The sequence below is a fragment of the Streptomyces sp. NPDC001594 genome, assembly GCF_042893675.1.
In the GTDB taxonomy this organism is placed as follows: domain Bacteria; phylum Actinomycetota; class Actinomycetes; order Streptomycetales; family Streptomycetaceae; genus Streptomyces.
On sequence record NZ_JBIAVB010000009.1, the window covers coordinates 198,003 to 217,541 of the forward strand.

At 73.7% G+C, this 19,539-nt stretch carries 20 protein-coding genes and 1 pseudogene; 10 read left to right on the forward strand and 11 right to left on the reverse strand.

Annotated features, from left to right (window positions below; all coding sequences use genetic code 11):
* Positions 1 to 84: 84 nt before the first annotated feature.
* Positions 85 to 1,710 (forward strand): RICIN domain-containing protein, encoded by a 1,626-nt coding sequence (locus tag ACFY0O_RS19930; RefSeq protein ID WP_388948080.1) that lies wholly within the window; start codon positions 85 to 87, stop codon positions 1,708 to 1,710.
* Between the two features lie 30 nt (positions 1,711 to 1,740).
* Here ACFY0O_RS19930 and ACFY0O_RS19935 read toward each other — a convergent pair whose 3' ends face one another.
* Positions 1,741 to 2,472, reverse strand: coding sequence for a hypothetical protein (locus ACFY0O_RS19935; RefSeq protein ID WP_388948082.1), 732 nt, complete (start codon positions 2,470 to 2,472; stop codon positions 1,741 to 1,743).
* Positions 2,473 to 2,651: 179 nt separating this feature from the next.
* Here ACFY0O_RS19935 and ACFY0O_RS19940 point away from each other — a divergent pair, with 179 nt between their 5' ends.
* Positions 2,652 to 3,290: a hypothetical protein gene (locus ACFY0O_RS19940; RefSeq protein ID WP_388948083.1), complete on the forward strand. Its 639-nt coding sequence runs from the start codon at positions 2,652 to 2,654 to the stop codon at positions 3,288 to 3,290.
* A gap of 36 nt (positions 3,291 to 3,326) precedes the next feature.
* Here the strand turns inward: ACFY0O_RS19940 and ACFY0O_RS19945 are convergent, their stop codons facing one another.
* On the reverse strand, positions 3,327 to 3,674 hold the full coding sequence (locus ACFY0O_RS19945; RefSeq protein WP_388948232.1) for a DUF4190 domain-containing protein: 348 nt from the start codon (positions 3,672 to 3,674) through the stop codon (positions 3,327 to 3,329).
* Positions 3,587 to 3,778 (reverse strand): hypothetical protein, encoded by a 192-nt coding sequence (locus tag ACFY0O_RS19950; protein WP_388948085.1) that lies wholly within the window; start codon positions 3,776 to 3,778, stop codon positions 3,587 to 3,589. The genes ACFY0O_RS19945 and ACFY0O_RS19950 overlap by 88 nt, the downstream gene beginning before the upstream one ends.
* A gap of 140 nt (positions 3,779 to 3,918) precedes the next feature.
* Between ACFY0O_RS19950 and ACFY0O_RS19955 the strand changes: the two genes are divergently transcribed.
* The 4 genes and pseudogenes from ACFY0O_RS19955 to ACFY0O_RS19970 all read left to right on the forward strand — a co-directional run.
* Positions 3,919 to 4,545: a TetR family transcriptional regulator gene (locus tag ACFY0O_RS19955; protein WP_388948087.1), complete on the forward strand. Its 627-nt coding sequence runs from the start codon at positions 3,919 to 3,921 to the stop codon at positions 4,543 to 4,545.
* Between the two features lie 189 nt (positions 4,546 to 4,734).
* Positions 4,735 to 6,189, forward strand: coding sequence for a 3-hydroxybutyrate oligomer hydrolase family protein (locus ACFY0O_RS19960; protein ID WP_388948089.1), 1,455 nt, complete (start codon positions 4,735 to 4,737; stop codon positions 6,187 to 6,189).
* A 34-nt stretch (positions 6,190 to 6,223) separates the two neighbouring features.
* On the forward strand, positions 6,224 to 6,628 hold the full coding sequence (locus ACFY0O_RS19965) for an SgcJ/EcaC family oxidoreductase (protein ID WP_388948091.1): 405 nt from the start codon (positions 6,224 to 6,226) through the stop codon (positions 6,626 to 6,628).
* A 327-nt stretch (positions 6,629 to 6,955) separates the two neighbouring features.
* A pseudogene (locus tag ACFY0O_RS19970) lies at positions 6,956 to 7,796 on the forward strand (LysR family transcriptional regulator); the annotation flags it as partial.
* A 224-nt stretch (positions 7,797 to 8,020) separates the two neighbouring features.
* On the opposite strand, the gene ACFY0O_RS19975 reads toward ACFY0O_RS19970, so the two are convergent.
* A complete protein-coding gene (locus ACFY0O_RS19975; RefSeq protein ID WP_388948240.1) occupies positions 8,021 to 8,254 on the reverse strand; it encodes a hypothetical protein in 234 nt (77 codons plus the stop codon).
* A 180-nt stretch (positions 8,255 to 8,434) separates the two neighbouring features.
* On the opposite strand from ACFY0O_RS19975, the gene pgm reads away from it, so the two are divergent.
* Positions 8,435 to 10,075 carry a phosphoglucomutase (alpha-D-glucose-1,6-bisphosphate-dependent) gene (gene pgm, locus ACFY0O_RS19980; protein ID WP_388948093.1) on the forward strand — a complete coding sequence of 547 codons (1,641 nt, stop codon included), beginning with the start codon at positions 8,435 to 8,437 and terminating at the stop codon, positions 10,073 to 10,075.
* Positions 10,076 to 10,162: 87 nt separating this feature from the next.
* Positions 10,163 to 10,486: a hypothetical protein gene (locus ACFY0O_RS19985; RefSeq protein ID WP_388948095.1), complete on the forward strand. Its 324-nt coding sequence runs from the start codon at positions 10,163 to 10,165 to the stop codon at positions 10,484 to 10,486.
* Positions 10,487 to 10,741: 255 nt separating this feature from the next.
* Here ACFY0O_RS19985 and ACFY0O_RS19990 read toward each other — a convergent pair whose 3' ends face one another.
* Positions 10,742 to 11,527 (reverse strand): endonuclease/exonuclease/phosphatase family protein, encoded by a 786-nt coding sequence (locus ACFY0O_RS19990; protein ID WP_388948233.1) that lies wholly within the window; start codon positions 11,525 to 11,527, stop codon positions 10,742 to 10,744.
* A 148-nt stretch (positions 11,528 to 11,675) separates the two neighbouring features.
* Between ACFY0O_RS19990 and ACFY0O_RS19995 the strand changes: the two genes are divergently transcribed.
* Together ACFY0O_RS19995 and ACFY0O_RS20000 are read left to right on the forward strand one after the other, a co-directional pair.
* Complete coding sequence (locus ACFY0O_RS19995) at positions 11,676 to 12,791, forward strand: NADAR family protein (RefSeq protein ID WP_388948097.1); 1,116 nt, start codon at positions 11,676 to 11,678, stop codon at positions 12,789 to 12,791.
* Between the two features lie 109 nt (positions 12,792 to 12,900).
* Positions 12,901 to 14,319 carry a cellulase family glycosylhydrolase gene (locus ACFY0O_RS20000; protein ID WP_388948099.1) on the forward strand — a complete coding sequence of 473 codons (1,419 nt, stop codon included), beginning with the start codon at positions 12,901 to 12,903 and terminating at the stop codon, positions 14,317 to 14,319.
* 23 nt (positions 14,320 to 14,342) lie between these two features.
* Here the strand turns inward: ACFY0O_RS20000 and ACFY0O_RS20005 are convergent, their stop codons facing one another.
* The 6 genes from ACFY0O_RS20005 to ACFY0O_RS20030 all read right to left on the reverse strand — a co-directional run bounded on the left by ACFY0O_RS20005 (position 14,343) and on the right by ACFY0O_RS20030 (position 19,533).
* Positions 14,343 to 15,674 carry a hypothetical protein gene (locus ACFY0O_RS20005; RefSeq protein ID WP_388948101.1) on the reverse strand — a complete coding sequence of 444 codons (1,332 nt, stop codon included), beginning with the start codon at positions 15,672 to 15,674 and terminating at the stop codon, positions 14,343 to 14,345.
* Positions 15,675 to 15,753: 79 nt separating this feature from the next.
* Entirely contained in the window at positions 15,754 to 16,191 is a 438-nt protein-coding gene (locus ACFY0O_RS20010; RefSeq protein ID WP_388948103.1) for a VOC family protein, read from the reverse strand.
* A gap of 10 nt (positions 16,192 to 16,201) precedes the next feature.
* The gene (locus ACFY0O_RS20015; RefSeq protein ID WP_388948105.1) at positions 16,202 to 16,624 is read right to left on the reverse strand and encodes a VOC family protein; all 423 of its coding nucleotides are present in this window, start codon (positions 16,622 to 16,624) and stop codon (positions 16,202 to 16,204) included.
* Between the two features lie 101 nt (positions 16,625 to 16,725).
* Complete coding sequence (locus tag ACFY0O_RS20020; protein WP_388948106.1) at positions 16,726 to 16,917, reverse strand: hypothetical protein; 192 nt, start codon at positions 16,915 to 16,917, stop codon at positions 16,726 to 16,728.
* Positions 16,918 to 16,937: 20 nt separating this feature from the next.
* Positions 16,938 to 17,306: a PRC-barrel domain-containing protein gene (locus ACFY0O_RS20025; protein ID WP_358894832.1), complete on the reverse strand. Its 369-nt coding sequence runs from the start codon at positions 17,304 to 17,306 to the stop codon at positions 16,938 to 16,940.
* A gap of 79 nt (positions 17,307 to 17,385) precedes the next feature.
* Entirely contained in the window at positions 17,386 to 19,533 is a 2,148-nt protein-coding gene (locus ACFY0O_RS20030) for a xanthine dehydrogenase family protein molybdopterin-binding subunit (protein WP_388948108.1), read from the reverse strand.
* Positions 19,534 to 19,539: the final 6 nt, after the last annotated feature.

Here is a 19,539-nt window from a genome sequence, read left to right on the forward strand (position 1 = left end):
ATTCCGGATCGTTGCGGGTTCGCAGCCCGGCCGCCGTATGGGTGACTGTCCCCGAAGCCCACCGGATCCCGACCGAAAGCTGCCATGACATCCCACTTCATCCGTGCCGCAAGGGCCTTGGCGGCTCCCGCCCTCGCCCTCGCCGTCATCACCCCGGCTCTCGCCGTCGCCGCGGCTCCCCCGGCGGCCGCCGCGACAGCGGCCGACGCGTACACCTTCACCAACACCGACGGCACGCTCAACGCGACGGGCAACAACGACGGGAACCAGATCTCCGTCACCCCCGACGGCACCAACTACACGAACTGGCGCCTGATCAGGCTCGCGGCCCCCGGCACGTTCAACCTCGCCAGCGCCTCCTCCGGCAAGTGCGTGTACGCCAGCCAGCCGGCCGTCCAGCAGTCCTGCGGCAAGGACGGCGAGCAGTGGCACTTCCGTCCCGTCGACGGCAAGCCCAACGCGTTCGGGATCGTCCGGCGCGACGAGTCCAGCGGCACCGAGTGGTGCATGGACAACCGGGGCGGCCTCCACCTGTGGGGGATCCTCGCACAGCCCAACGTCTGCAACGGCGGTGCGAGCCAGGAATGGACGGTCCCCGCCTCGAAGGCGGCCGAGGCGAGGGGCCTCGCCCTCGACTACTACACGGACCTGTGTTCCAAGCGGACGTCGACGTGTTCGTGGACCCAGAGGTCGGAGGGACAGCCCGAGGTGCTGCCGCGCCAGGTCGCCTCGTCCGTCTGGTTCAACGGCACCGACAGCACGATGAAGCAGATCTTCACGACGGTCTACCACTCCGGCTGGGCGCAGTCGTTCTCGGCCGGCGTGTCCACCTCGTTCGGGGTCTCCACACCGGTCCAGGCCATGATCTCCAGCCAGCTGTCGGCGACGCAGACCTACACCTCGGACGAGACGACGATCAACGGCATCGCCGTGGACGTCCCGGCGAAGAACTACGCCTGGGTCGACTTCGCGGCGGTCGGCAAGAAGGTCACGGGCACCTGGACCTTCGACACGGACAACCAGCCGTGGACGACGGACGCGACCGTCACGGTCCCGGTCGTCAACTCGTCGGCCGGCTCCACGATGTACATCGCCCGCACCAGCACCGGCGCGCCGGGCAGCGGCGCCGCCACCGCCGGTGCGGACGTCCAGCCGCAGGTCCTGGCCACCACCGAGAGCGCGGACCTCGAGATCCCCGACGGGGCCACCGCGACCGTCGAGAACGACACGGTCAAGCTCACGGACGGCTCCGGCAAGAACATCGCCACCGTACGGCCCGGCATCGTCCGGGAGCCGAACGGCGCCACGCACAAGGTCGGCCTCGCCCTCGCCGGCAAGCGGCTCACCCAGACGATCGAGGGCGTCGGCGGTGACACGGTCACCGGCTTCGTGACGCCGCCCACCATCTCGGTGCGTGACGGCGTTCCCGCCGCTGCCGCCGCCCCGTCGAAGGGCGCCGCCGGGCCGGGCACGGCCGTGATGTCGCCGGCCGGTCTGTTCGACAAGCCGAAGACCGAGGACGAGTGGAACAAGTGCATGCTCAAGCACCTGGGCAGCAGCATCTACATCAGCACGGTCGTGGGCACGGCGACCGGCGCCATGGCGGGCGGGGCCGGCGCCGTGCCGGGACTCGCCATCGGCATGATGACGGGCACGGTCAAGGGACTCGGCGAGGCGATCTTCTTCTGCGGCACGGGCCCCAAGGGCTAGCCGGCGCGCATGGTCGGACAGGCCGCGGGGTCATGCCGGGGCGGCCCAGGCGGTCGTCAGACCGTCGAGCCAGGCGGGCGGGAGTTCGGCGGCGTCCCACTGTTCCCGCAGGGCCCGGGGGGAGGCGAGGAGGCGTTCCAGTACGGCGAGGCTCGTCACCGAGTGGAGGAGCGAGTAACGGCCGTGCACCACGGTGGTGCTGTCCGGGCCGAACGCCGCGAACAGCTGCTCGAGCCGGCCGCGGTGGAGCGTGGCGAACTCCGTCAGGCGTCCGGCGTAGCCGGCCCGCTGCCGGGGGCTCATCGTGCCGAGGACGGCGACGAGCACCTCTTCGGTCACCTCCGGGTCCAGCTCCGAAGCCGCGGTGAACGACAGGTAGAGGGGGGTGAGCGCGACCTTGGTCCGCTCCACTTCCATGCGCCGGGCCCGGGGGTGTGCACCGGTCCCGCCGTGGTCCCCTTCCGGGCCCGCGACCCCCGCCAGGGTCCGCTCGGCCACGGCGCCGAGCTCCTCCAGCAGGGCCTCGGCGCCGTCGAGCCAGCCCGCCCGGTACTCCTCGCCCTTGTCCCCCGGGACGGTCCGGCCGGCGCCGTCGAGTTCCGCGTGCGCGAGGGCGAGGGCGCCCGCCTCGACGAGCCCGATCAGCTGGCGCGCGTCACCCGGGGGGACCCCCGCCCGGGCGAGGAGCTGCAGCAGTGTCGTCCTCGCGTTGTCGACGCTGACTTCGTCCGGCCATTGCCGTGCCTCGTGGGCCGCGCTCATCGTCTCCTCCTCTCCCGGTAGTGAAGTGTGTACAAAGAGATCGTTCCCTGCAACGTCCGACGTCCACGGGGTCCGGGCGCGGGCGTGGCGGCGCGACGGGGGGCCCGGCGGGCGCACAGGATGATCACAGACCGGTCACAGGCACCACACAGCGGGAGGGTTCCGGCGAACATGACGTGATGCGCAGACAGCACACCATCATTCTCTGCACCGCGGCCGCCGGTGTCCTCGCCCTCACGGCCTGCGGCCCCCAGAACGGCGCCGGCGACGCCAAGGCGTCGTCCGCCGGCACGCCCGCACCGAAGGGCTCGTCCTCCTCCGCTCCGGGCTCCGCCGCGAAGACGGCGACCCTCCCGGACCTGGTCGGCAAGGGCCTGCAGACCGCGCAGGACGAGGCGCAGGCCGCCGGGTTCTACGCGCTCAAGTCCCACGACGCGCTCGGCCGTGACCGGTTGCAGGCCCTCGACCGGAACTGGAAGGTCTGCTCCCAGACCCCGGCCGGCGGCGGCAGCGTGAGCACCGGCACCACCGTCGACTTCGGCGCCGTCAAGCTCGAGGAAACCTGCCCGGCCTCGGACGCGCCGGCCCCGAAGCCGGCGGGCGACACCATGCCGGACTTCGTCGGCCAGGGGATGAAGGCGGTCCGCGCCGCGCTCCCGGGCAATGCCTCGATCACGGTGAAGGACGCGGTGCAGGGCCGGATGGTCCTCCAGGAGTCGAACTGGAAGGTGTGCACGCAGGATCCGAAGGCCGGTGCCCCGCTGAACGGCCGGCCCGTCTCCTTCACCGTCGCGAAGGTCGAGGAGAACTGCCCCTGACCCCGGCCGGGGGCTCCTCGGATCGCAGGGGCGTGGTCAGGTGAGGCTCCACGACCACGTCCCGTCGGCGGTGACGAGGCAGGCGAGGACGACCAGGTCGGCCACGCCCAGGGCGATGCCCAGGCGGGCGCGGCCGGGCCTGCGCGTGCCCCGCCGCAGGGCGAGGACGCCGAGGACGACGGAGACCGGGCCGAGCAGCAGGTTCGTCACGAGCAGCCCGACGAGGCCCAGGACGAAGGCCGTGACGGCCATGGCGTCGGCCTCGCGGGTACGGCGCTCCCCTTCGGTCCGGGTGCTCATCGCGCACCTCCGCGCGCCTGGCCGGCCCGTGTGGTCCGGCGGCGGTCCGAGAGGCACTCGCGCGCGGCGAACACGGCGAGCCAGAGGGCGATGGCGAGGCCGGCGGCCACGCCGACGGGCACGGGCACGTGGGCCACGGCACCGAGTACGACGCCGAGTACCAGGAGGGCACCTACGAGGAAGAGCACGGGAACGTCCTTCCGTTCAGGCATTCAGGCGTTCAGGCCTTCAGACTTTCAGACTTTCAGGTAACAGTTGTGTACTGACTACCCGGTTCAATTGGCTTCATGCTGGCGGAGCGCGAGTGTGACGCGCTTGACTGCGTGTCATGACCGTCCACACCACCGGAGCCCGCGAGATCCAGCGCCGCCGCACCCGACGGGCCCTGCTCGACGCGGCCCTCTCGGAGCTGGAGGAGCGCAGCCTCGGCAGCCTGGGCCTCAGGGAGGTCACCCGGGCGGCCGGGGTCTCCCCCACCGCCTTCTACCGGCACTTCAGGGGCATGGACGAGCTCGGGACCGTGCTCGTCGAAGAGGCCCTGGCCAGCCTGCACGTGACGGTACGGGGGATGCTGGCCGCGACCGGTGACGCCGAGCGGCGGGGCGACGCCGGGGTGCGGCTCGTCGCCGCGCTGGTGCGCAGCAGGCCCGCGCACGTCCGCTTCCTGGTCCGGGAGCGCCATGGCGGGGTACCGGCGGTGCGTGAGGCCATCGCCGCCCAACTCGACGCCTTCGCGGAGGAGATCGGCGCCGTTCTGCGCACGGACCCCGTCGGTGCGGGCTGGGAGGCCGACGACGTGCGGATGCTGGCCCGGCTGCTGGTGGACCACATGTTCATGACGGCGTCGGCGTTCCTGGCCGCCGCACTGCGGGGCGAGGACTGGTCGGCCGCCACCGCGACCGCCCGGGCCCAGCTCCGCCTGATCCATCTGGGACGCGTGCACTGGAGGGGATGACCGCCGGGGCACGTCCTGGTTCTCCTTCGACCGTGCGGCACGCCGCGGGTAGCAGGGTGGCAGCTCGGGGGCAACGGGCCGGGCCCACAGGCCGTGTCGGGGGGTGTGGGGCGGCGCACCATTCTCCGGTGGTGCGGGGGGTCCTACGGTTACGGGCACCTTCCGTGTCCACCCGTAGGGGGAGCCGCCATGTCGATGCGTCGGAGAGGGCCCGGGCGCGGGCGCGGGCAGGAGGTTCCCGTGCGCCTGTCCGGACCGCTGCGCAGGGCCGCCGCGGCGGCGGCCGCGTTCGTGACCGTCGCGGCAGGGCCCGCGGCCGCCGGGGACCGCGGCGCGGCCGCCACGGCGGACGGGCACTGTGCCGGGATGTCCCGGCTGCGGGTGCCCGGCGCCGAACTCCAGGTTCGGGCCTGCCTGGACGAGCTGACCACGGCCGGGACCGTCGCCACGGGGCACACGGACCCGGCCGACTGGGCGGGGCTGACTCCGGCCGGGCTGAGCGTGCCGAGCGGCGTACCGGGAATACAGGTCGACGGGTACTTCCCGGACTCCTCGACCGGCAACACCGATCACGGCTGGAACCACGACTCCCAGTTCGTGATCCGCCTGCCGGACCACTGGAACGGCGGCCTGGTCGTCACCGGCTCGCCCGGGGTGCGCGAGCAGTACGCCAACGACCGGGCCATCGGCGACTGGGTCGTGGCCCGCGGATACGCCTTCGCGGCGACCGACAAGGGCAACACGGGCACCGCCTTCCACCGCGACGGCCGGACGCCCGGGGACGCGATCGCCGAGTGGAACGAACGGGTCACCCAGCTGACCCGGGCGGCCCGCGCCGCCGTCGCCCAGCGCTACCGCCGGCCGCCCTCCCGCACGCTCGCCACCGGTATGTCCAACGGCGGCTACCTGGTGCGCTGGCAGCTGGAGAACCATCCCGAGCTGTACGACGGCGGGGTGGACTGGGAGGGCACCCTCTGGCGGGAGCAGGGGCCCCACCTGCTCACCTTCCTGCCGCCGGCCCTCGCCGCCTACCCGCGCTACGCCGCGGGGGGCGCCGGCGCGGAGCAGGCCCGCCAGGAGCTCCTCGCGGCGGGCTTCCCGGCCGGCTCGGAGTTCCTGTGGCCCTTCCACCACCAGTACTACTGGGACCTGACCCAGCGGATCTACCGCGAGGAGCTGGACCCCGGCTATGACGGCCCGCAGGAGGCGGGGACGCCGTTCTGCGCGCCGGGCACCCCCGCCTGCGACGCGGACTACGACTACCGCCTGCGGCCCCGGAGCGTCCACGAGGCGGTGGCGAAGATCGCGCTGACGGGCCGGATCGGCAAGCCCCTGATCACGCTGCACGGCACGCTGGACGTCCTGCTGCCGATCGGTCAGGACTCCGACGTCTACGCGCGGATGGTCACCGAGGCGGGCCGGGGCGGTCTGCTGCGGTACTACCGGATCGAGGGAGGCACCCACGTCGACTCCTTGTCCGACGCCTTCCCCGACCGGCTCCGTCCCCTCGTCCCCTGCCACCGCTCCGCGCTGGCCGCCCTGGAGACCTGGCTCGACCGCGGCGTACCGCCGCCGGCCGGCCACACGGTCCCGCGCCCCTCCGCGGGCGAGGACCCGCTGACGAGCTGCCGGCTCGGCCCTTGACCTCGACCTTGGTTGAGGGAGGACCGTGGTGCGCATGAACACGGAATCCGCTGCGCACGCCGCAGACATCGAAGCCATCGAGCAGGTCGTGGCCACCGTCGAGCACGCCCAGCAGCACAAGGACCCGGAGGAGTTCCTGGCCCTCTTCCACCCCGAGGCGATCTGGACGACGGCCCACGGCAAGGTCCTCACAGGCCTCGCCGAGATCGCGGAGTTCACCCGCAGGGTCCTGCCCTCGGCCGACTGGGACGGCAAGGTCACCTACGAGGTGGTCCACGTCCTCTTCATCCGTCCCGACGTCGCGGCGGTCAAGGTCCGCCAGCGCTACCTGTCCCCGGGTGAGGAGAGCGAGGGCGCCCCGCTGTACGTGATGTCCCGGCAGGGCGACGGGCGCTGGCTGCTGACCGCCTGCCAGAACACCGGGGTCGCGGCCCACTGAACCGGACGGAGCCGGCCGGGGGGTCAGGTGGGCGGGGCGGTGGGGAACTCGGTGGCGGGGTGGGTGGCGTAGCGGGCCATGGCGGTGGTGTTGGCCTCCGGGGTCAGGGGGCGGCCGCCCGCGAGCATGCCGCCGAGGTCGCGGAAGTACTGGGCGTACCGGCCGGGGGCGAACGTCCCTGGCCGGGGCGGACCACGGACACGGCGGGATCGGCTCCGGGGTGCGCGGCGGGTGCGTGTTCGGTCATGTTCCGATTCCAGCGCCGGGGCCCCGGGCCCGTCCAATACCGCCTGGGGTACCGATACCGGCTGCGTATCGTTGCCGGTCATGGAGCTGAGAACGCTGCGCTATTTCGTCGCCGTCGCCGAGGAGCTCCACTTCGGCCGGGCCGCCGCCCGGCTGCACATGAGCCAGCCGCCGCTGAGCCGGGCGGTCAAGCTGCTCGAGGCGGATGTCGGGGCGGTCCTGCTGGACCGCTCGGCCGCCGGTGTGACGCTCACCCCGGCCGGGGCCGCGCTGCTGGACGAGGCGCGCACGCTGCTGGAACGGGTCGAGCGGGCGCGGGCTCGGGTGGCGGCCGCGGCGGGCACCGGGGCCCTCACGGTCGGCATGCTGAGCGATCGGACCGACCCGGGCGCCCACCGGCTGGCCGCGGCGTTCCGGCGGCGCCATCCGGGGGTCGAGGTCCGGGTCCGCGAGACCGATCCGGCCGATCCGACGTGCGGGCTGCGGGCCGGGCTCGTCGACGTCGCGCTGACCCGCGGGCCGTTCGACGGGACCGGTCTGACGGTACGTGAGCTGCGCGCCGATCCGGTGGGGGTGCTGCTGCGCGCGGACGACCCGCTGGCGGGGAGGGGCCGTCTGGAGCCGGCGGAGCCGGCCGGCCGGCGCTGGTTCCGGCCCGCCGGGTACCGATCCGCTGTGGCAGGCCTACTGGAGCGGGGGCGAGGAGCGCGAGGGGCCCGTCGTCCGTGCGGTGCAGGAGTGCCTCCAGGCCGTGCTCTGGAACGGCACCGTGGGCCTGGCTCCGCTCGGGCACGCCCCGCCCGAGGGGCTGGTCCTGGTGCCGCTCGCCGGGATGGCGGCGAACCCGGTGGTGGTGGCCTGGCAGCGCGGCGACACGAACCCGCTGGTGACGGCGTTCGCCCGGCTCGCGGTCGCGGCCTACCTGACTCCCCCGGGCCCCGGACCTGCCGTCGATCCTGCCCGGCCCCGCTCCCTCGGCCGGGTGGACCGCCCGGCCGAGGGAGCGGCAGCCGCCGTCCGTGGTGTCCGGCACCCGGGCAGGCCTTCCTGGCACTTCCCCGGGGTCCCCGACGGCCTGCCCCACGTATGGCCCGCCTCCGACCGTGACCGGGGCGGGGGCGGTCATGAGCGGCGCCCTCACCCCGTTCAGTCCCCCTCGTCCTCCCGGCTCTTGTCCTCCCGGCTGCGGTCCCGGTTCTTCTCCTGCCGGTCCCGGAGCTCCTCCGGCGGCCTGCCCGCCACGAGCCGGCTCGCCTCGGGGTGGACGGGGTCCGGGCCGGGGTGGGCGCTGGTCTGCTCCTCCCGTCCGATGCCGGGGGCCTGCCGCTTCTTCTCCATGCCGCCGGCAGAATCCGCTCCGTGCCGTGTGCCGTCGTCCATGATCCGGGCTCCTTTCCTCGACCGGTGGCGTCTACCCACATCGGGCCGCCGCACGACCGCGGCCTGGCCGACACTGGCCTGAACAAGGATGAAGATGACCAAAAGGGCTGATAGGAGTGGCTGCCGCGGGGTAGGCCGTGGGGGTAGGAGGACCGGAGCGGCGATACGGAGGAACGAAGGATGTCGAACGAGCGAGCGGGGCAGCGGGCGCGGGCCGAGGACCTCGTCGACGTGTCCCGGCTGGTGACGGCGTACTACGCCCTGCACCCGGACCCCGCCGATCCGGCCCAGCGCGTGAGCTTCGGCACCTCGGGACACCGCGGGTCGTCCCTCGCCACCGCGTTCAACGAGGACCACATCGCGGCCACCAGTCAGGCCATCTGCGAGTACCGGGCCCGGCAGGGCGTGGACGGGCCTCTGTTCCTCGGGGCCGACACGCACGCGCTGTCCGAACCCGCCCGGGTGACGGCGCTCGAGGTGTTCGCCGCCAACGGCGTGGACGTCCTCGTCGACACGGCGGACGGCTACACCCCCACCCCCGCCGTCTCCCACGCCATCCTCACCCACAACCGCGGCCGCACCGGCGCCCTGGCCGACGGGGTGGTCGTCACCCCCTCGCACAACCCGCCCGCCGACGGCGGGTTCAAGTACAACCCGCCCCACGGCGGCCCCGCCGGTTCGGACGCCACCGGCTGGATCCAGGACCGGGCCAACGAGATCATCGCCGGCGGATCGAAGGAGGTCCGGAGACTGCCGTACGCGCGGGCCCTGGCGGCCCCGACGACCGGGCGGTACGACTTCCTCGGGGCGTACGTCGGCGACCTGCCCTCCGTGCTCGACCTGGACGCCGTCCGCGCGGCCGGCGTGCGCATCGGCGCCGACCCGCTCGGCGGCGCGTCGGTCGCCTACTGGGGCCGCATCGCCGAGGAGCACCGCCTCGACCTGACCGTGGTCAACCCGGAGACCGACCCCACCTGGCGGTTCATGACCCTGGACTGGGACGGGAAGATCCGGATGGACTGCTCGTCCCCGTACGCCATGGCCTCGCTGGTCGAGGACCGGGGCCGGTTCGACGTCACGACCGGCAACGACGCCGACGCCGACCGGCACGGCATCGTGACCCCGGACGGCGGGCTGATGAACCCCAACCACTACCTCGCCACCGCCATCGACTACCTCTTCCGCCACCGCGCCGGATGGCCGGTCTCCGCGGGCATCGGCAAGACCCTGGTGTCCTCGGGGATGATCGACCGGGTGGCCGCCGACCTGGGCCGGGACCTGGTGGAGGTCCCCGTCGGCTTCAAGTGGTTCGTCGACGGCCTCGCCGGGGGGACGATCGGCTTCGGCGGCGAGGAGTCCGCGGGAGCCTCCTTCCTGCGGCGCGACGGGTCCGTGTGGACCACCGACAAGGACGGCATCCTCCTCGCCCTGCTCGCCTCCGAGATCCTCGCGGTCACCGGGCAGAGCCCGTCCGAGCGGTACGCCGCGCTCACCGACCGGTTCGGCGCGCCGGCCTACGCCCGGATCGACGCGCCGGCCACCCGGGAGGAGAAGGCCGTCCTGGGCCGGCTGTCCCCGGAGCAGGTCACCGCGGACACCCTGGCCGGGGATCCGGTGACCGGCGTACTCACCAGCGCACCGGGCAACGGGGCGGCGTTCGGCGGGATCAAGGTGACCACCGAGCACGCCTGGTTCGCGGCCCGCCCCTCGGGCACCGAGGACGTCTACAAGATCTACGCGGAGTCGTTCCGGGGCTCCGCCCACCTCGCCGAAGTCCAGGAAGCGGCGCGTTCGGTGGTCTCCGCCGCCCTGTCCTCCTGAGCCGGGACGGGAGGGATGACGACCTCGGGGATTGCGGGCCCGCCCTCGGGGTAAGGGCGGCCTCGAGTGTCCGAGGAGGGGGTTGCCGTGTTTGATGAGACCGAGGCCGTGGTCGAGGCGGAACTGGAGCCGCACGAGCCGTCGCCCGGCGAGGCCGAGGCCCGCAGCCGGGTGCGGAGCGAGGCCACGGGCATGACCCACCATCAGGCGGTGGCCGCGCTGGAGCGCGTCCGGGCCGGCGTCGGCGAGGTCGCCGACGCCGACCCGCCGCAGCGGGCGGCGCTGGCGGAGTGGTACCGGATCACCGAACTCCTCGCCGGCCACGGCGGCCCGTACAGCTCCGAGGCCGACCCCTACGCCCAGGGGCAGCTGACCGCCCGTCACCGGGGTTCCGCCCCGGCGGAGGGGTGACACCGCGCCGGCGGGAACGGCCGCAGCGGCCCCCTTCCTGCGGGCGGTCAGGAGTGCCAGTGCTCCTGGTGGCGGGTGCGGTAGGGCTCGATGACGGCTTCGGGGTCCCACAGCGCACGCCGCGCCCGACCCCGGAGCCGCATTCGGCCACGCGTTCCCACTCGAAGGCGCGCTGGGGCCGGGGGCAGCAAGCCGCACTCTGGCCCGGAGGGACCGGTGGACCCTCCGGGCCCTCGGGCTTCGCGGCGGCAGCCGCTAGCGGATGTTCAGGTCGGTCTGGAGGAGGTGGTGGTCCGAGTGGGGGGTGGGGCGGACGAGGTGGGTGCGTGGGGGGATGCCGCGGAGGAAGACGTAGTCGAACTTGAGGTTCCAGTCGGTGGTCGTCGTGCAGGTGGCGGCGTCCGGCGCCGAGGGGCGGCAGGCGGGGTCGGTGTCTGACGCGAGGGGCCACAGCGGGGCGAGTTCGGGGGCGGTCGGGACGGCGTTGAAGTCGCCGAGGACGATCGCGCGGTCGTGGCGGGCGACTTCCGCGGCGAGGACCTTCACCTGGGCCGCCCGCACCGCCGGCTGGCGGCGCTCGGCGAGGTGGGTGTCGAAGACGCGGACGGGCCGGCCGCCCACCAGGGTGGTGACGGCCAGGTAGCCGCGGTGCTCCGATCCGCCGTCGGGGTAGGCGACGCTCACCCGGTCCGTCATCGGCTCCGCCGACAGGATCGCCTGGCCGAAGCCGCCCGGCCGCCAGGGCAGGCCGCCACAGCGGTTCCAGTTCCGCAGGACCGATCCGTACGCGACCCGGTAGACCAGCCCGTAGACCTCCCGGAGGTGGGCGCGGATCTCCTCGACGTCCCGTACGCACGCCTCCTGCAGGCCGATGACCTGCGGCGCGGCGGCGGCGATCTCCTTCGCCCGGCCGAAGTTCCGCCCGCTCCCGCCGCAGGGGTTGCAGATGTTCCACGTGGCGACCCGGTCCGGTACGGCCTGCCGGCCGGCCAGGGCGGCGCTGCGGCCCGGTGCGGCGGCGGAGCCCAGGAGCAGCAGCATGCAGACCGCGGCCGTCGCGCCCGCGGCCCACCGTGCGCCCCTTTTCCGCACCGTCCCTCACCTCCCCGGAGTGGACTCCATGGTCACACGGCGTCCTCGACGCGCGATCGAGGTGCCGTCCGCCGGTGCCGTCCGGCATCATCGCGGCATGATCGGCAATCGGCTCACCCATCGCACGGCGGACGGCGTCCGCATACCCGGCACCTGGCGGCACGCGTTCATCTGCAACGGCGGCTCCTACTTCCTCACCGACCTCTTCATCTACGCCGACGGTCTCGTCGACTGCTGGGAGCTGGTCACCCTGGAGGAGTTCGAGGAGAAGCTCCGCTGCGGGTGGGTGGCCACCAGCCTCCCGGAGGGCGGGCGGGCCTCAGCGCACCACCTGGCCTCGTGGACCTTCGGTACACCGGACAGCCGGCTGACGCCGGACCTGCTGCTCGCCGAGGTCCGCGACACCGTCGACGAGCTGAACGGCCGCCCCGACTCGACCGCCCGCTGCCTCACCGCGGTGGACGTCTTCATGGCGGACCGCACGGAGGAGAACCGGGCCGCCGCCCGGGCCGCCTACCTGGAGATCCCCGAGACCGTGCGGCTCTACGCGCTCGGCGACATGGACCGCAAGGACCGCCCCCTGAAGGTGCTGGTGGCGGGGCCCGGCGGCCGGATCCCGGACGAGTCCGCAGCAGTCGTCTCGCAGCGGGAGTACGACGCGGCCGTGGCCTACTTCGAGGAGCTCGAGGAGTGGCGGGCGAAGGCTCCCGCACGGGTGCCTGCGGACGGGCCGGCCGAGTCCTTCGCCCCCGCCGTCAAGATCTACCACTCGTATCCGCAGCGGGCGCTCGAGGACCCCGGCAAGCAGGGGCTGCGCAACGACTACCCCGCCCCGATCACCGTTGGTGACGCCACCTACCCGTCGGTGGCGCACGCCTACTGGGCCCGGTCCGTCGCCGGACCGGAGGCCCGGGCCGCGGTCGTGGCGGCGGAGTCGGGCGCGAAGGCCCGTGCCGTCGCGGCCGAGGCCCCGCGGCGCGAGGGCTGGGAGCAGGTCCGCACGGCGGTCATGGCCCGTCTCCTGCGCGCCAAGTTCGAGCAGCACCCCGACCTCGCGGCGGTCCTGCTCGCCACGGGGGACGCGACCGTGCTGTACGACGACGCCGACTCGGGCTTCTGGGGCGACAACGGGGGCCGGGGCCGCAACTGGACGGGCCGCCTCCTGGAACTCGTACGGGCCGAGCTGCTGGCCGGGGAGGCCCTCGTCGACTGACACGGGCCGGCAAGTGGGCTGAAGCGGTGGGAAGTTTGACCACTCGTCAGTAACATCCGTCCGGCCAGTAGCACTCCGTCGAGAAGCCACCTCCGAAAGGCTCTCCCGCATGCGCCGGTCCTTCCGTTTCGCCCCCGTCGCGCTCGCCGTGGCGGCCCTCCTGTTCGGTGTCCTTCCCGCCCAGGCCCAGGCCGAGTCCGGTCGCGCCCCCGACCGGGTCACGGTCGGGGGCCGTACCTTCATCGCCGACGACCGCGGACGCGCGCTGCAGTGGCGCGGCTTCAACCTCGCCGACAAGAGCGGCCGGGGCGCCGACGCGTTCGCCGACATCCACGAGAGCGACCTCAGGGACATGGCCGCCCGCGGCTTCAACCTGGCGCGCCTGGCGTTCTTCTGGGACGACCTGGAGCCCACCCCCGGGCACTACGACCGCGGTTACCTCGGCAGGATGCGGCGGATCCTCGACTGGGCCGACCGGTACCACGTCAAGGTCGTCCTCGACGCCCACCAGGACGTGTACGGGCCGCACTTCGGCTCCCGCGGCGTTCCCGACTGGGCCTCCCGCGACGACGGGCTGCCGTTCCGGCCGATACCGGAGGACTGGTTCTCAGAGTACTTCGAGCCGTCCGTGCAGGCCGCCTTCGACCACCTGTACAAGGACGCCGACCTGCGCGCCGCGCACGCCCGCATGTGGATGACGGTCGCCTCAGCCCTGGGCGGGCACCCGGCGCTGCTCGGATACGACCTGATGAACGAGCCGTTCGCGAAGTTCCTGGAAGGTGAGGACCTGCCCGCCGCCGCGGGCCGTTTCGAGGCGGGCGAGCTCACCGAGATGTGGAACCGGCTCGCGCGGGCGGTCCGGCTGGTCGACCGCAGGTCGTGGGTGTTCGTCGAGCCCACCGTGATCGTCGGTCTCGGCGTCCCCACCCGGCTGGGCCGCGTCGACGACCCGCACGCCGGGTACGCGCCGCACTTCTACGAGACCTCGATGGAGACCGGCGGCGACTACGACCCCGAGGGCACCTTCATCCCCGCCTACGAGGCCGCGATCAGCGACTATCCGAGCCGCAACCGCATGCCGGTGATCGTCGGCGAGTGGGGCGGCAACCCCTACGTTCCGCACGCGGGCCGGTTCGTCACCGACATGACGGCCGCCATGGACCGCTTCTCCAGCGGCTGGACGTGGTGGCAGTGGTGCAAGGGCGGCGGCTACTGCTTCCTCGACGGGACGGGCGCGGTGAAGCCCGCCGCGCGGCTCCTCGTCCAGCCGTACGCGCCGGCCGTCGCCGGTGACCCGCTGGGCTTCGCCTACGACCCCGCCTCGCGGACGTACACCCTCGCCTTCCGCACCCGTGACGACACCCAGGGGCCCACCCTGATCACCGTGCCCCGGGACACCTACCCGGCCGGCTACCAGGTCACGGTCGAGGGCGGGCGGGCCCGGTGGGACGGGCACGGGCAGACCGTCAGCGTGGACGCCCGCGGCACGGCGGGCACCACGTACAAGGTGACGGTCAGCCCGAAGTAGCCCCAAGTAGCCCGGATCGCCCGTCAGTCGAAGCGGCCGCTGCGCACCGGGCCCGAGGAACGGATGCGGTCGCGCGGGCCCTGCGCCCACAGCCCGGCCGCGCGGGCCGCGAACGCGGCCAGTGCGGCGTCCGGGTCGTCCGGGGTCCGCCCGTCGCCCTCCGGCGGGGCGGGGTCCGCCGCCAGGATGGCCTCGGCCAGCTCCTCGGCCGACCGGCCGTCGGGCTCCGTGCTCTCGGGTCGGCCGTCCTCGGAGAACCGCAGGCCGGCCTCCCAGGGTGCGGTCACGCTCTGGACCAGCAGGGTGCAGACGTCCGCCGTCGCGCCGGGCGTCTCGGTCCAGCAGGTGGCGTGCTCGAAGAGGATCTCGCCCGGCGCCCGTTCGGTCAGCGCGTGCACCGCGTCGGGATCGCAGGCGGTCAGGTCGTACGCGACGACCAGTACGTCCGGGGTGCCCGGCTGGTAGGGGTGGGCCGGGACGCCGAGCATCCGGGCCGCCGCCAGGCCGAGCGCCCGGCTGCCGCGGTCCGGCAGCAGGCCGACGGAGGCGGGCTCGCGGCCGGTGGCGGCCAGGACCGTGCGCAGGCGCTCCAGGCCGTGCCGGCAGGAGTCCAGGTCGTCCTGGAGGAAGGCCCAGCGGCCGGTCATGCCCTGGTCGAAGCCGTGCGGGGAGAGGGTGAGGAGCAGGCCGCCGGTCAGGGCGTGGTGCCAGCCCCGCAGGTCCTGGTCGCCGGTCGGGGGCAGGGCCGCGGCGCGGTCGAGCATCCGGCCGACGCGTCGGCCGGGCTCGACCCAGACGCCCTCGGGCTCCGACAGCCGGCCGAAGACCTGCCGGGCGGTGTCGATCCGGCCGGCCATCAGGGCGTTGTAGACCGTCAGGTAGCGGTCCGGCCAGTCCTCCATGAGGGAGTCGTGTTCGCGCAGGAGCGCCAGGGCTTCGGCGTGCCGCTCGACCTCCTCCAGCGCCGTCGCCAGTTCGAGGAGCACCCGCCGGGGCGCGAGGCGCGTCCCGGTGCGCGGCTTGGCCATGCGGCGGAAGAGGCCCTTGCGCTCGGGCGCGGGCGCCAGGGCCAGGTGCAGGGCATCCCGCAGCGCGGGGACGGCCAGCGCGGGGATCCCGCGCTCGACACAGGCGTAGCCGAACCGGTACAGGCCCTCGGCCTCCCCGGGGCGCGCCGCCAGGTCTGCCGAGGCCTCGGCGAGGTCCGTGAACCCGGCCCCTTCGGCCAGCCTGGCCACCAGCGGGGCGACCTCGGCGGACGCGAGGCCGTCGGCGGCGAGCCGCAGGGTCCGCATGGCCTCCTGGGGGTCGCCGGATTCGAGGAGTTCCCAGGCCTTGGACAGTTCCGTGCTCATGTGTCTCCGGTGATCGGGTGCGAGATTCCCTGGATGATCACCGGCGAGCGACCCTGCGGGCAAACCGATTACCCCGGGGTCAGTCCTTCCCGAGTTCCTGGGCCAGCATCACGAGGATGCCGCTGGGGCCGCGGAGGTACGTGAGCTTGTAGGTGTCCTCGTAGGTCGCCACCCCGCGGAGCGGGTGGCAGCCGTGGCGGGCCGCTGTCGCGAGGGCCTCGTCGATGTCGTCGACCGAGAAGGCGACCCGGTGCATGCCGATGTCGTGGGGGCGGGTGGGCCGCGTCTCGATCGCCTCGGGGTGGATGTACTCGAAGAGTTCGAGGCGGCCCTGGCCGTCCGGGGTCTGGAGCATCGCGATCTTGGCGTGGTTGCCGTCGAGGCCGACGGCGGTGTCCGTCCACTCGCCGCTGACGGTGTCCCGGCCGATGACCGTCAGGCCGAGGTCGGTGAAGAACGAGATCGCCGCTTCCAGATCGCGGACGGCGATGCCGACGTTCTCGAGTTTGATGGGCATGCGGCGCATGCTACCGAGCCGGTGCCCCGTTCGGGGTCGGGCCGGTGGCCGCCAGGACGAAGGCGTGGCCCGCCGGGTCGGCGTAGCGGCGGTGGGTCGTCCGGCCGTCGGGGCCGGTGGCGTCCGACTCCACCGTCAGCGGGCGTGCTCCCAGGGCCACGGCTTCGCGTTCCGCCTCGTCGAGCGCGTCAGGCGTGACGAGTATGCGCAGGTGGGGCTGTTCGGGGCCCTCGGGGAGCGGCCAACTGGGCGGTATGCGGTCGGGGTCCCGGCGGATGCCGAGCACCGTGCCCGTGGGGCCGGCCACGAGGAGGAGGTCGGGGTCGCCCTCGGCGGGGGCGGTCCGGGCGTCCAGCAGGGAGGCGTAGAAGCGGGCCAGGGCTTCGGGCTCGGCGCAGTCCAGTACGAGCACGCTTGTCTTGGGGACGGTCATGGACCTCGTGTGCCCTGCGAAGCCGTACGTACACGCGGCGTGTCGGCGCCGGATCCCCGCGCGGCTCCCCGATGTCCACCGGGGAGCCGTCGTCGTGTGGGTCAGGGCCGTCGGTCGCGGCGGGCCGTGCGGCGCTGGGCGTCGGTGTTCGGGGTGAGGGCGTCGCCGGCCTCTCCGTCCTGGCCGCCGGGCATGACCGCGTCCTCGGCTTCCTGGCGGGCCTTGCGGTCGCCGCTCTCCCCCTCGGCCTTCGAGGGAGGGGTGCGTTCGGGGTGCTTGTCGTGCTCGTTCACGTTCTGCTCCTCGTGCCGGGTCAGAAGGGGCCGCCGAACGGGGTGCCCGGGAGGTAGTAGTAGGCGGCCAGTTCGTCGTGGTAGTCGGGGTTGTCGAGATGCTTCTCGCGGTGGAACTCGGGGGCGTTCTTGATCTGCTCCTTCGTCCGGTTCACATAGATCCTCTCCTCGTCCGCGTCGATGCGCGAGACGGTGCCGGCCGGCAGGAGGACCTCCTTGCCGAAGATCCACACGCCGGTGTCGACCACGATCCAGGCGGAGCCCGCCTCGTCCGAGTGCTTGTCGACCTTGCCGATGGAGCCGTCGGTGGCCTCGACCTTGAAGCCGCGGAGGTCGATGCCGTGCGGCCGGGTGGTCGTCTCGCCGTAGTTCCAGACGTTCTCGGTCATGGCGGGTGTTCCTTCCGATGGGCTGTTCGGGTGGGTCGTCTGCTTGCTCTCCCTTCCCGGGTGCCCAGTGCGGCGGTTCTCACACGGGCGGGGTGTCCGGGGCGGCGAGGGCGGTCAGGATCCGGTCCGGGGTCAGGGGCAGGTCGCGCAGGCGGCGGCCGGTGGCCCGGCTCACGGCGTTGCCGATGGCGGCCGCGGCTCCGACGATGCCGATCTCGCCGATGCCCTTGCCGCCCATCGGGTTGAGGTGCTTGTCGTGTTCGTCGATCCAGTGGGCCTCGACGGCGGGCACGTCGGCGTTGACCGGTACGTGGTAGGCGGCCAGGTCGCGTTCCGCGAAGTCGCCGAACGCCGGGTCCAGGGTGCTGTGTTCGGTCAGGGCCATGCCCAGTCCCATCACCATGCCCCCGATGAACTGCGAACGGGCCGTACGCGGGTTGAGGATGCGGCCGGCCGCGAAGACACCGAGGAGCCGGCGGACCCGGACCTCGCCGGTGACCGTGTCGGCCTGGACCTCGGCGAAGTGGGCGCCGAACGCGTGGCGCGCGTAGGGGGACTTCTGTTTCGCCGACTGGGTGGTGTCCGCGGACGCGGAGAGCCCCGTGTCGGGCAGGGGGCCGTGGTGGCGGGCCAGCCGGTCGGTCAGGGCGGTGCAGGCGTCGTGGACCGCCCAGCCCCAGGAGGCCGTCCCGGTGGAGCCGCCGGCGACGGGGCCGTCGGGCAGGGCGCTGTTGCCCAGGGACAGCGAGACGGCGTCGAGCGGGACGCCCAGGGCGTCGGCGGCGATCTGGGAGAGCACCGTACGGGCGCCGGTGCCGATGTCGGTGGCGTTGACCTCGACCAGGTAGGTCCCGTCGGGGCGGGCGTGGGCCCGGGCGCCGGCCGGGGCGATGTACACGGGGTAGGTGGCGGCGGCCATGCCGCTGCCGATGAGGAGCGGCCCCTCCCGCCGGGGCGGCCGCCGGTCGGCCCAGCCGAAGCGGGCCGCGCCCTCGCGCAGGCACTCCACCAGGTGGCGGCTGCTGAAGGGCCGGCCGCTGTCGGGCTCGGTCGCGGGGTCGTTGCGTACGCGGAGTTCGACGGGGTCCATGCCGAGGGCGTCGGCCAGCTCGTCCATGGCCGACTCCAGGGCGTACATGCCGGGGGTCTCGCCGGGGGCGCGCATCCAGGAGGGGGTGGGCACGTCGAGGGCGGTGACGCGGTGGGTGGTGCGGCTGTCCTGGACGGCGTACATCACCCGGGCGGGGACGGCGGCCTGCTCGACGAACTCGCGCACCCGCGAGGTGTGGGTGACGACCTCGTGGGTGAGGGAGGTGAGGGTGCCGTCGGGACGGGCGCCGAGGCGGACGCGGTGCAGGGTGGGGGCGCGGTGTCCGACGGTGGCGGCCATGTGCTGCCGGGGCAGGGCCACGGTGACGGGGCGTCCGCAGTGCCGGCTGGCCATGACGGCGAGGACGAGGTGGGGCCGGGGGGTGCCCTTGGAGCCGAAGCCGCCGCCCACGTGCTCGGCCAGGACGGTGATCCGGTCCTCCGCCAGCCGGAACAGTCCGGCCAGCACGGTGCGCACCACGGTGGTGCCCTGGCAGGAGTCGTACACGGTGAGGTGGCCGCGTTCGGCGTCCCAGTCGGCGGTGGCGGCGTGGGGTTCCATCGGGTGGTTGTGCAGGGGCGGTACCGAGTAGCGGACGTCGACGCGTACCGGGGCGGCGGCGAACGCGGCGTCCGGGTCGCCGTGTTCGCGGTGGGCGGGGTAGCCGCCGTTGACCTCCTCGGGGGTGTACAGGCCGGGGTGTCCCTCGTGCAGGGTGACGTCGTGGGGTTCCGGCTCGTAGCCGACGCGCACCGCGTCGGCCGCGGCCCGGGCGCCCTCCAGGGTGTCGGCGACGGCGAGCGCCACGTACCAGCCGCGGTGCGGTACCCGCAGGTCCTGGAGGAGTTGGAGGGTGGGGTCGTCGGAGGGGCCCAGGCGCGGGGCGTCGTGGGGGGTGAGGACGGCCAGGACCCCGGGGAGGGCGAGGGCGGCGGCGGTGTCGACGGAGGTGATCCGGCCGCGGGCGACGGTCGCGGGCACCGGCCAGGCGTAGGCGCGTCGGGGCGGGTCCTGCTCGGCGGCGTAGCGGGCGGTGCCGGTCACCTTGTCGTGGGCTTCGCGGCGCGGGACGGGGGTGCCGAGGGTGGCCCGGGCGGTGGGAGCGGCGGTGTCGAGGGTGGCGGAGGTGGGGCTCATGGTGCT

What these genes read in the sequence shown, in the direction of transcription:
- ACFY0O_RS19930 (WP_388948080.1), top strand. Translation starts at nt 85, where the DNA reads ATGACATCCCACTTCATCCGTGCCGCAAGGGCCTTGGCGGCTCCCGCC.
- ACFY0O_RS19935 (WP_388948082.1), bottom strand. Translation starts at nt 2,472, where the DNA reads ATGAGCGCGGCCCACGAGGCACGGCAATGGCCGGACGAAGTCAGCGTC.
- ACFY0O_RS19940 (WP_388948083.1), top strand. Translation starts at nt 2,652, where the DNA reads ATGCGCAGACAGCACACCATCATTCTCTGCACCGCGGCCGCCGGTGTC.
- ACFY0O_RS19955 (WP_388948087.1), top strand. Translation starts at nt 3,919, where the DNA reads ATGACCGTCCACACCACCGGAGCCCGCGAGATCCAGCGCCGCCGCACC.
- ACFY0O_RS19960 (WP_388948089.1), top strand. Translation starts at nt 4,735, where the DNA reads ATGTCGATGCGTCGGAGAGGGCCCGGGCGCGGGCGCGGGCAGGAGGTT.
- ACFY0O_RS19965 (WP_388948091.1), top strand. Translation starts at nt 6,224, where the DNA reads ATGAACACGGAATCCGCTGCGCACGCCGCAGACATCGAAGCCATCGAG.
- ACFY0O_RS19975 (WP_388948240.1), bottom strand. Translation starts at nt 8,254, where the DNA reads ATGGACGACGGCACACGGCACGGAGCGGATTCTGCCGGCGGCATGGAG.
- pgm (WP_388948093.1), top strand. Translation starts at nt 8,435, where the DNA reads ATGTCGAACGAGCGAGCGGGGCAGCGGGCGCGGGCCGAGGACCTCGTC.
- ACFY0O_RS19990 (WP_388948233.1), bottom strand. Translation starts at nt 11,527, where the DNA reads ATGCTGCTGCTCCTGGGCTCCGCCGCCGCACCGGGCCGCAGCGCCGCC.
- ACFY0O_RS19995 (WP_388948097.1), top strand. Translation starts at nt 11,676, where the DNA reads ATGATCGGCAATCGGCTCACCCATCGCACGGCGGACGGCGTCCGCATA.
- ACFY0O_RS20000 (WP_388948099.1), top strand. Translation starts at nt 12,901, where the DNA reads ATGCGCCGGTCCTTCCGTTTCGCCCCCGTCGCGCTCGCCGTGGCGGCC.
- ACFY0O_RS20005 (WP_388948101.1), bottom strand. Translation starts at nt 15,674, where the DNA reads ATGAGCACGGAACTGTCCAAGGCCTGGGAACTCCTCGAATCCGGCGAC.
- ACFY0O_RS20010 (WP_388948103.1), bottom strand. Translation starts at nt 16,191, where the DNA reads ATGCCCATCAAACTCGAGAACGTCGGCATCGCCGTCCGCGATCTGGAA.
- ACFY0O_RS20015 (WP_388948105.1), bottom strand. Translation starts at nt 16,624, where the DNA reads ATGACCGTCCCCAAGACAAGCGTGCTCGTACTGGACTGCGCCGAGCCC.
- ACFY0O_RS20025 (WP_358894832.1), bottom strand. Translation starts at nt 17,306, where the DNA reads ATGACCGAGAACGTCTGGAACTACGGCGAGACGACCACCCGGCCGCAC.
- ACFY0O_RS20030 (WP_388948108.1), bottom strand. Translation starts at nt 19,533, where the DNA reads ATGAGCCCCACCTCCGCCACCCTCGACACCGCCGCTCCCACCGCCCGG.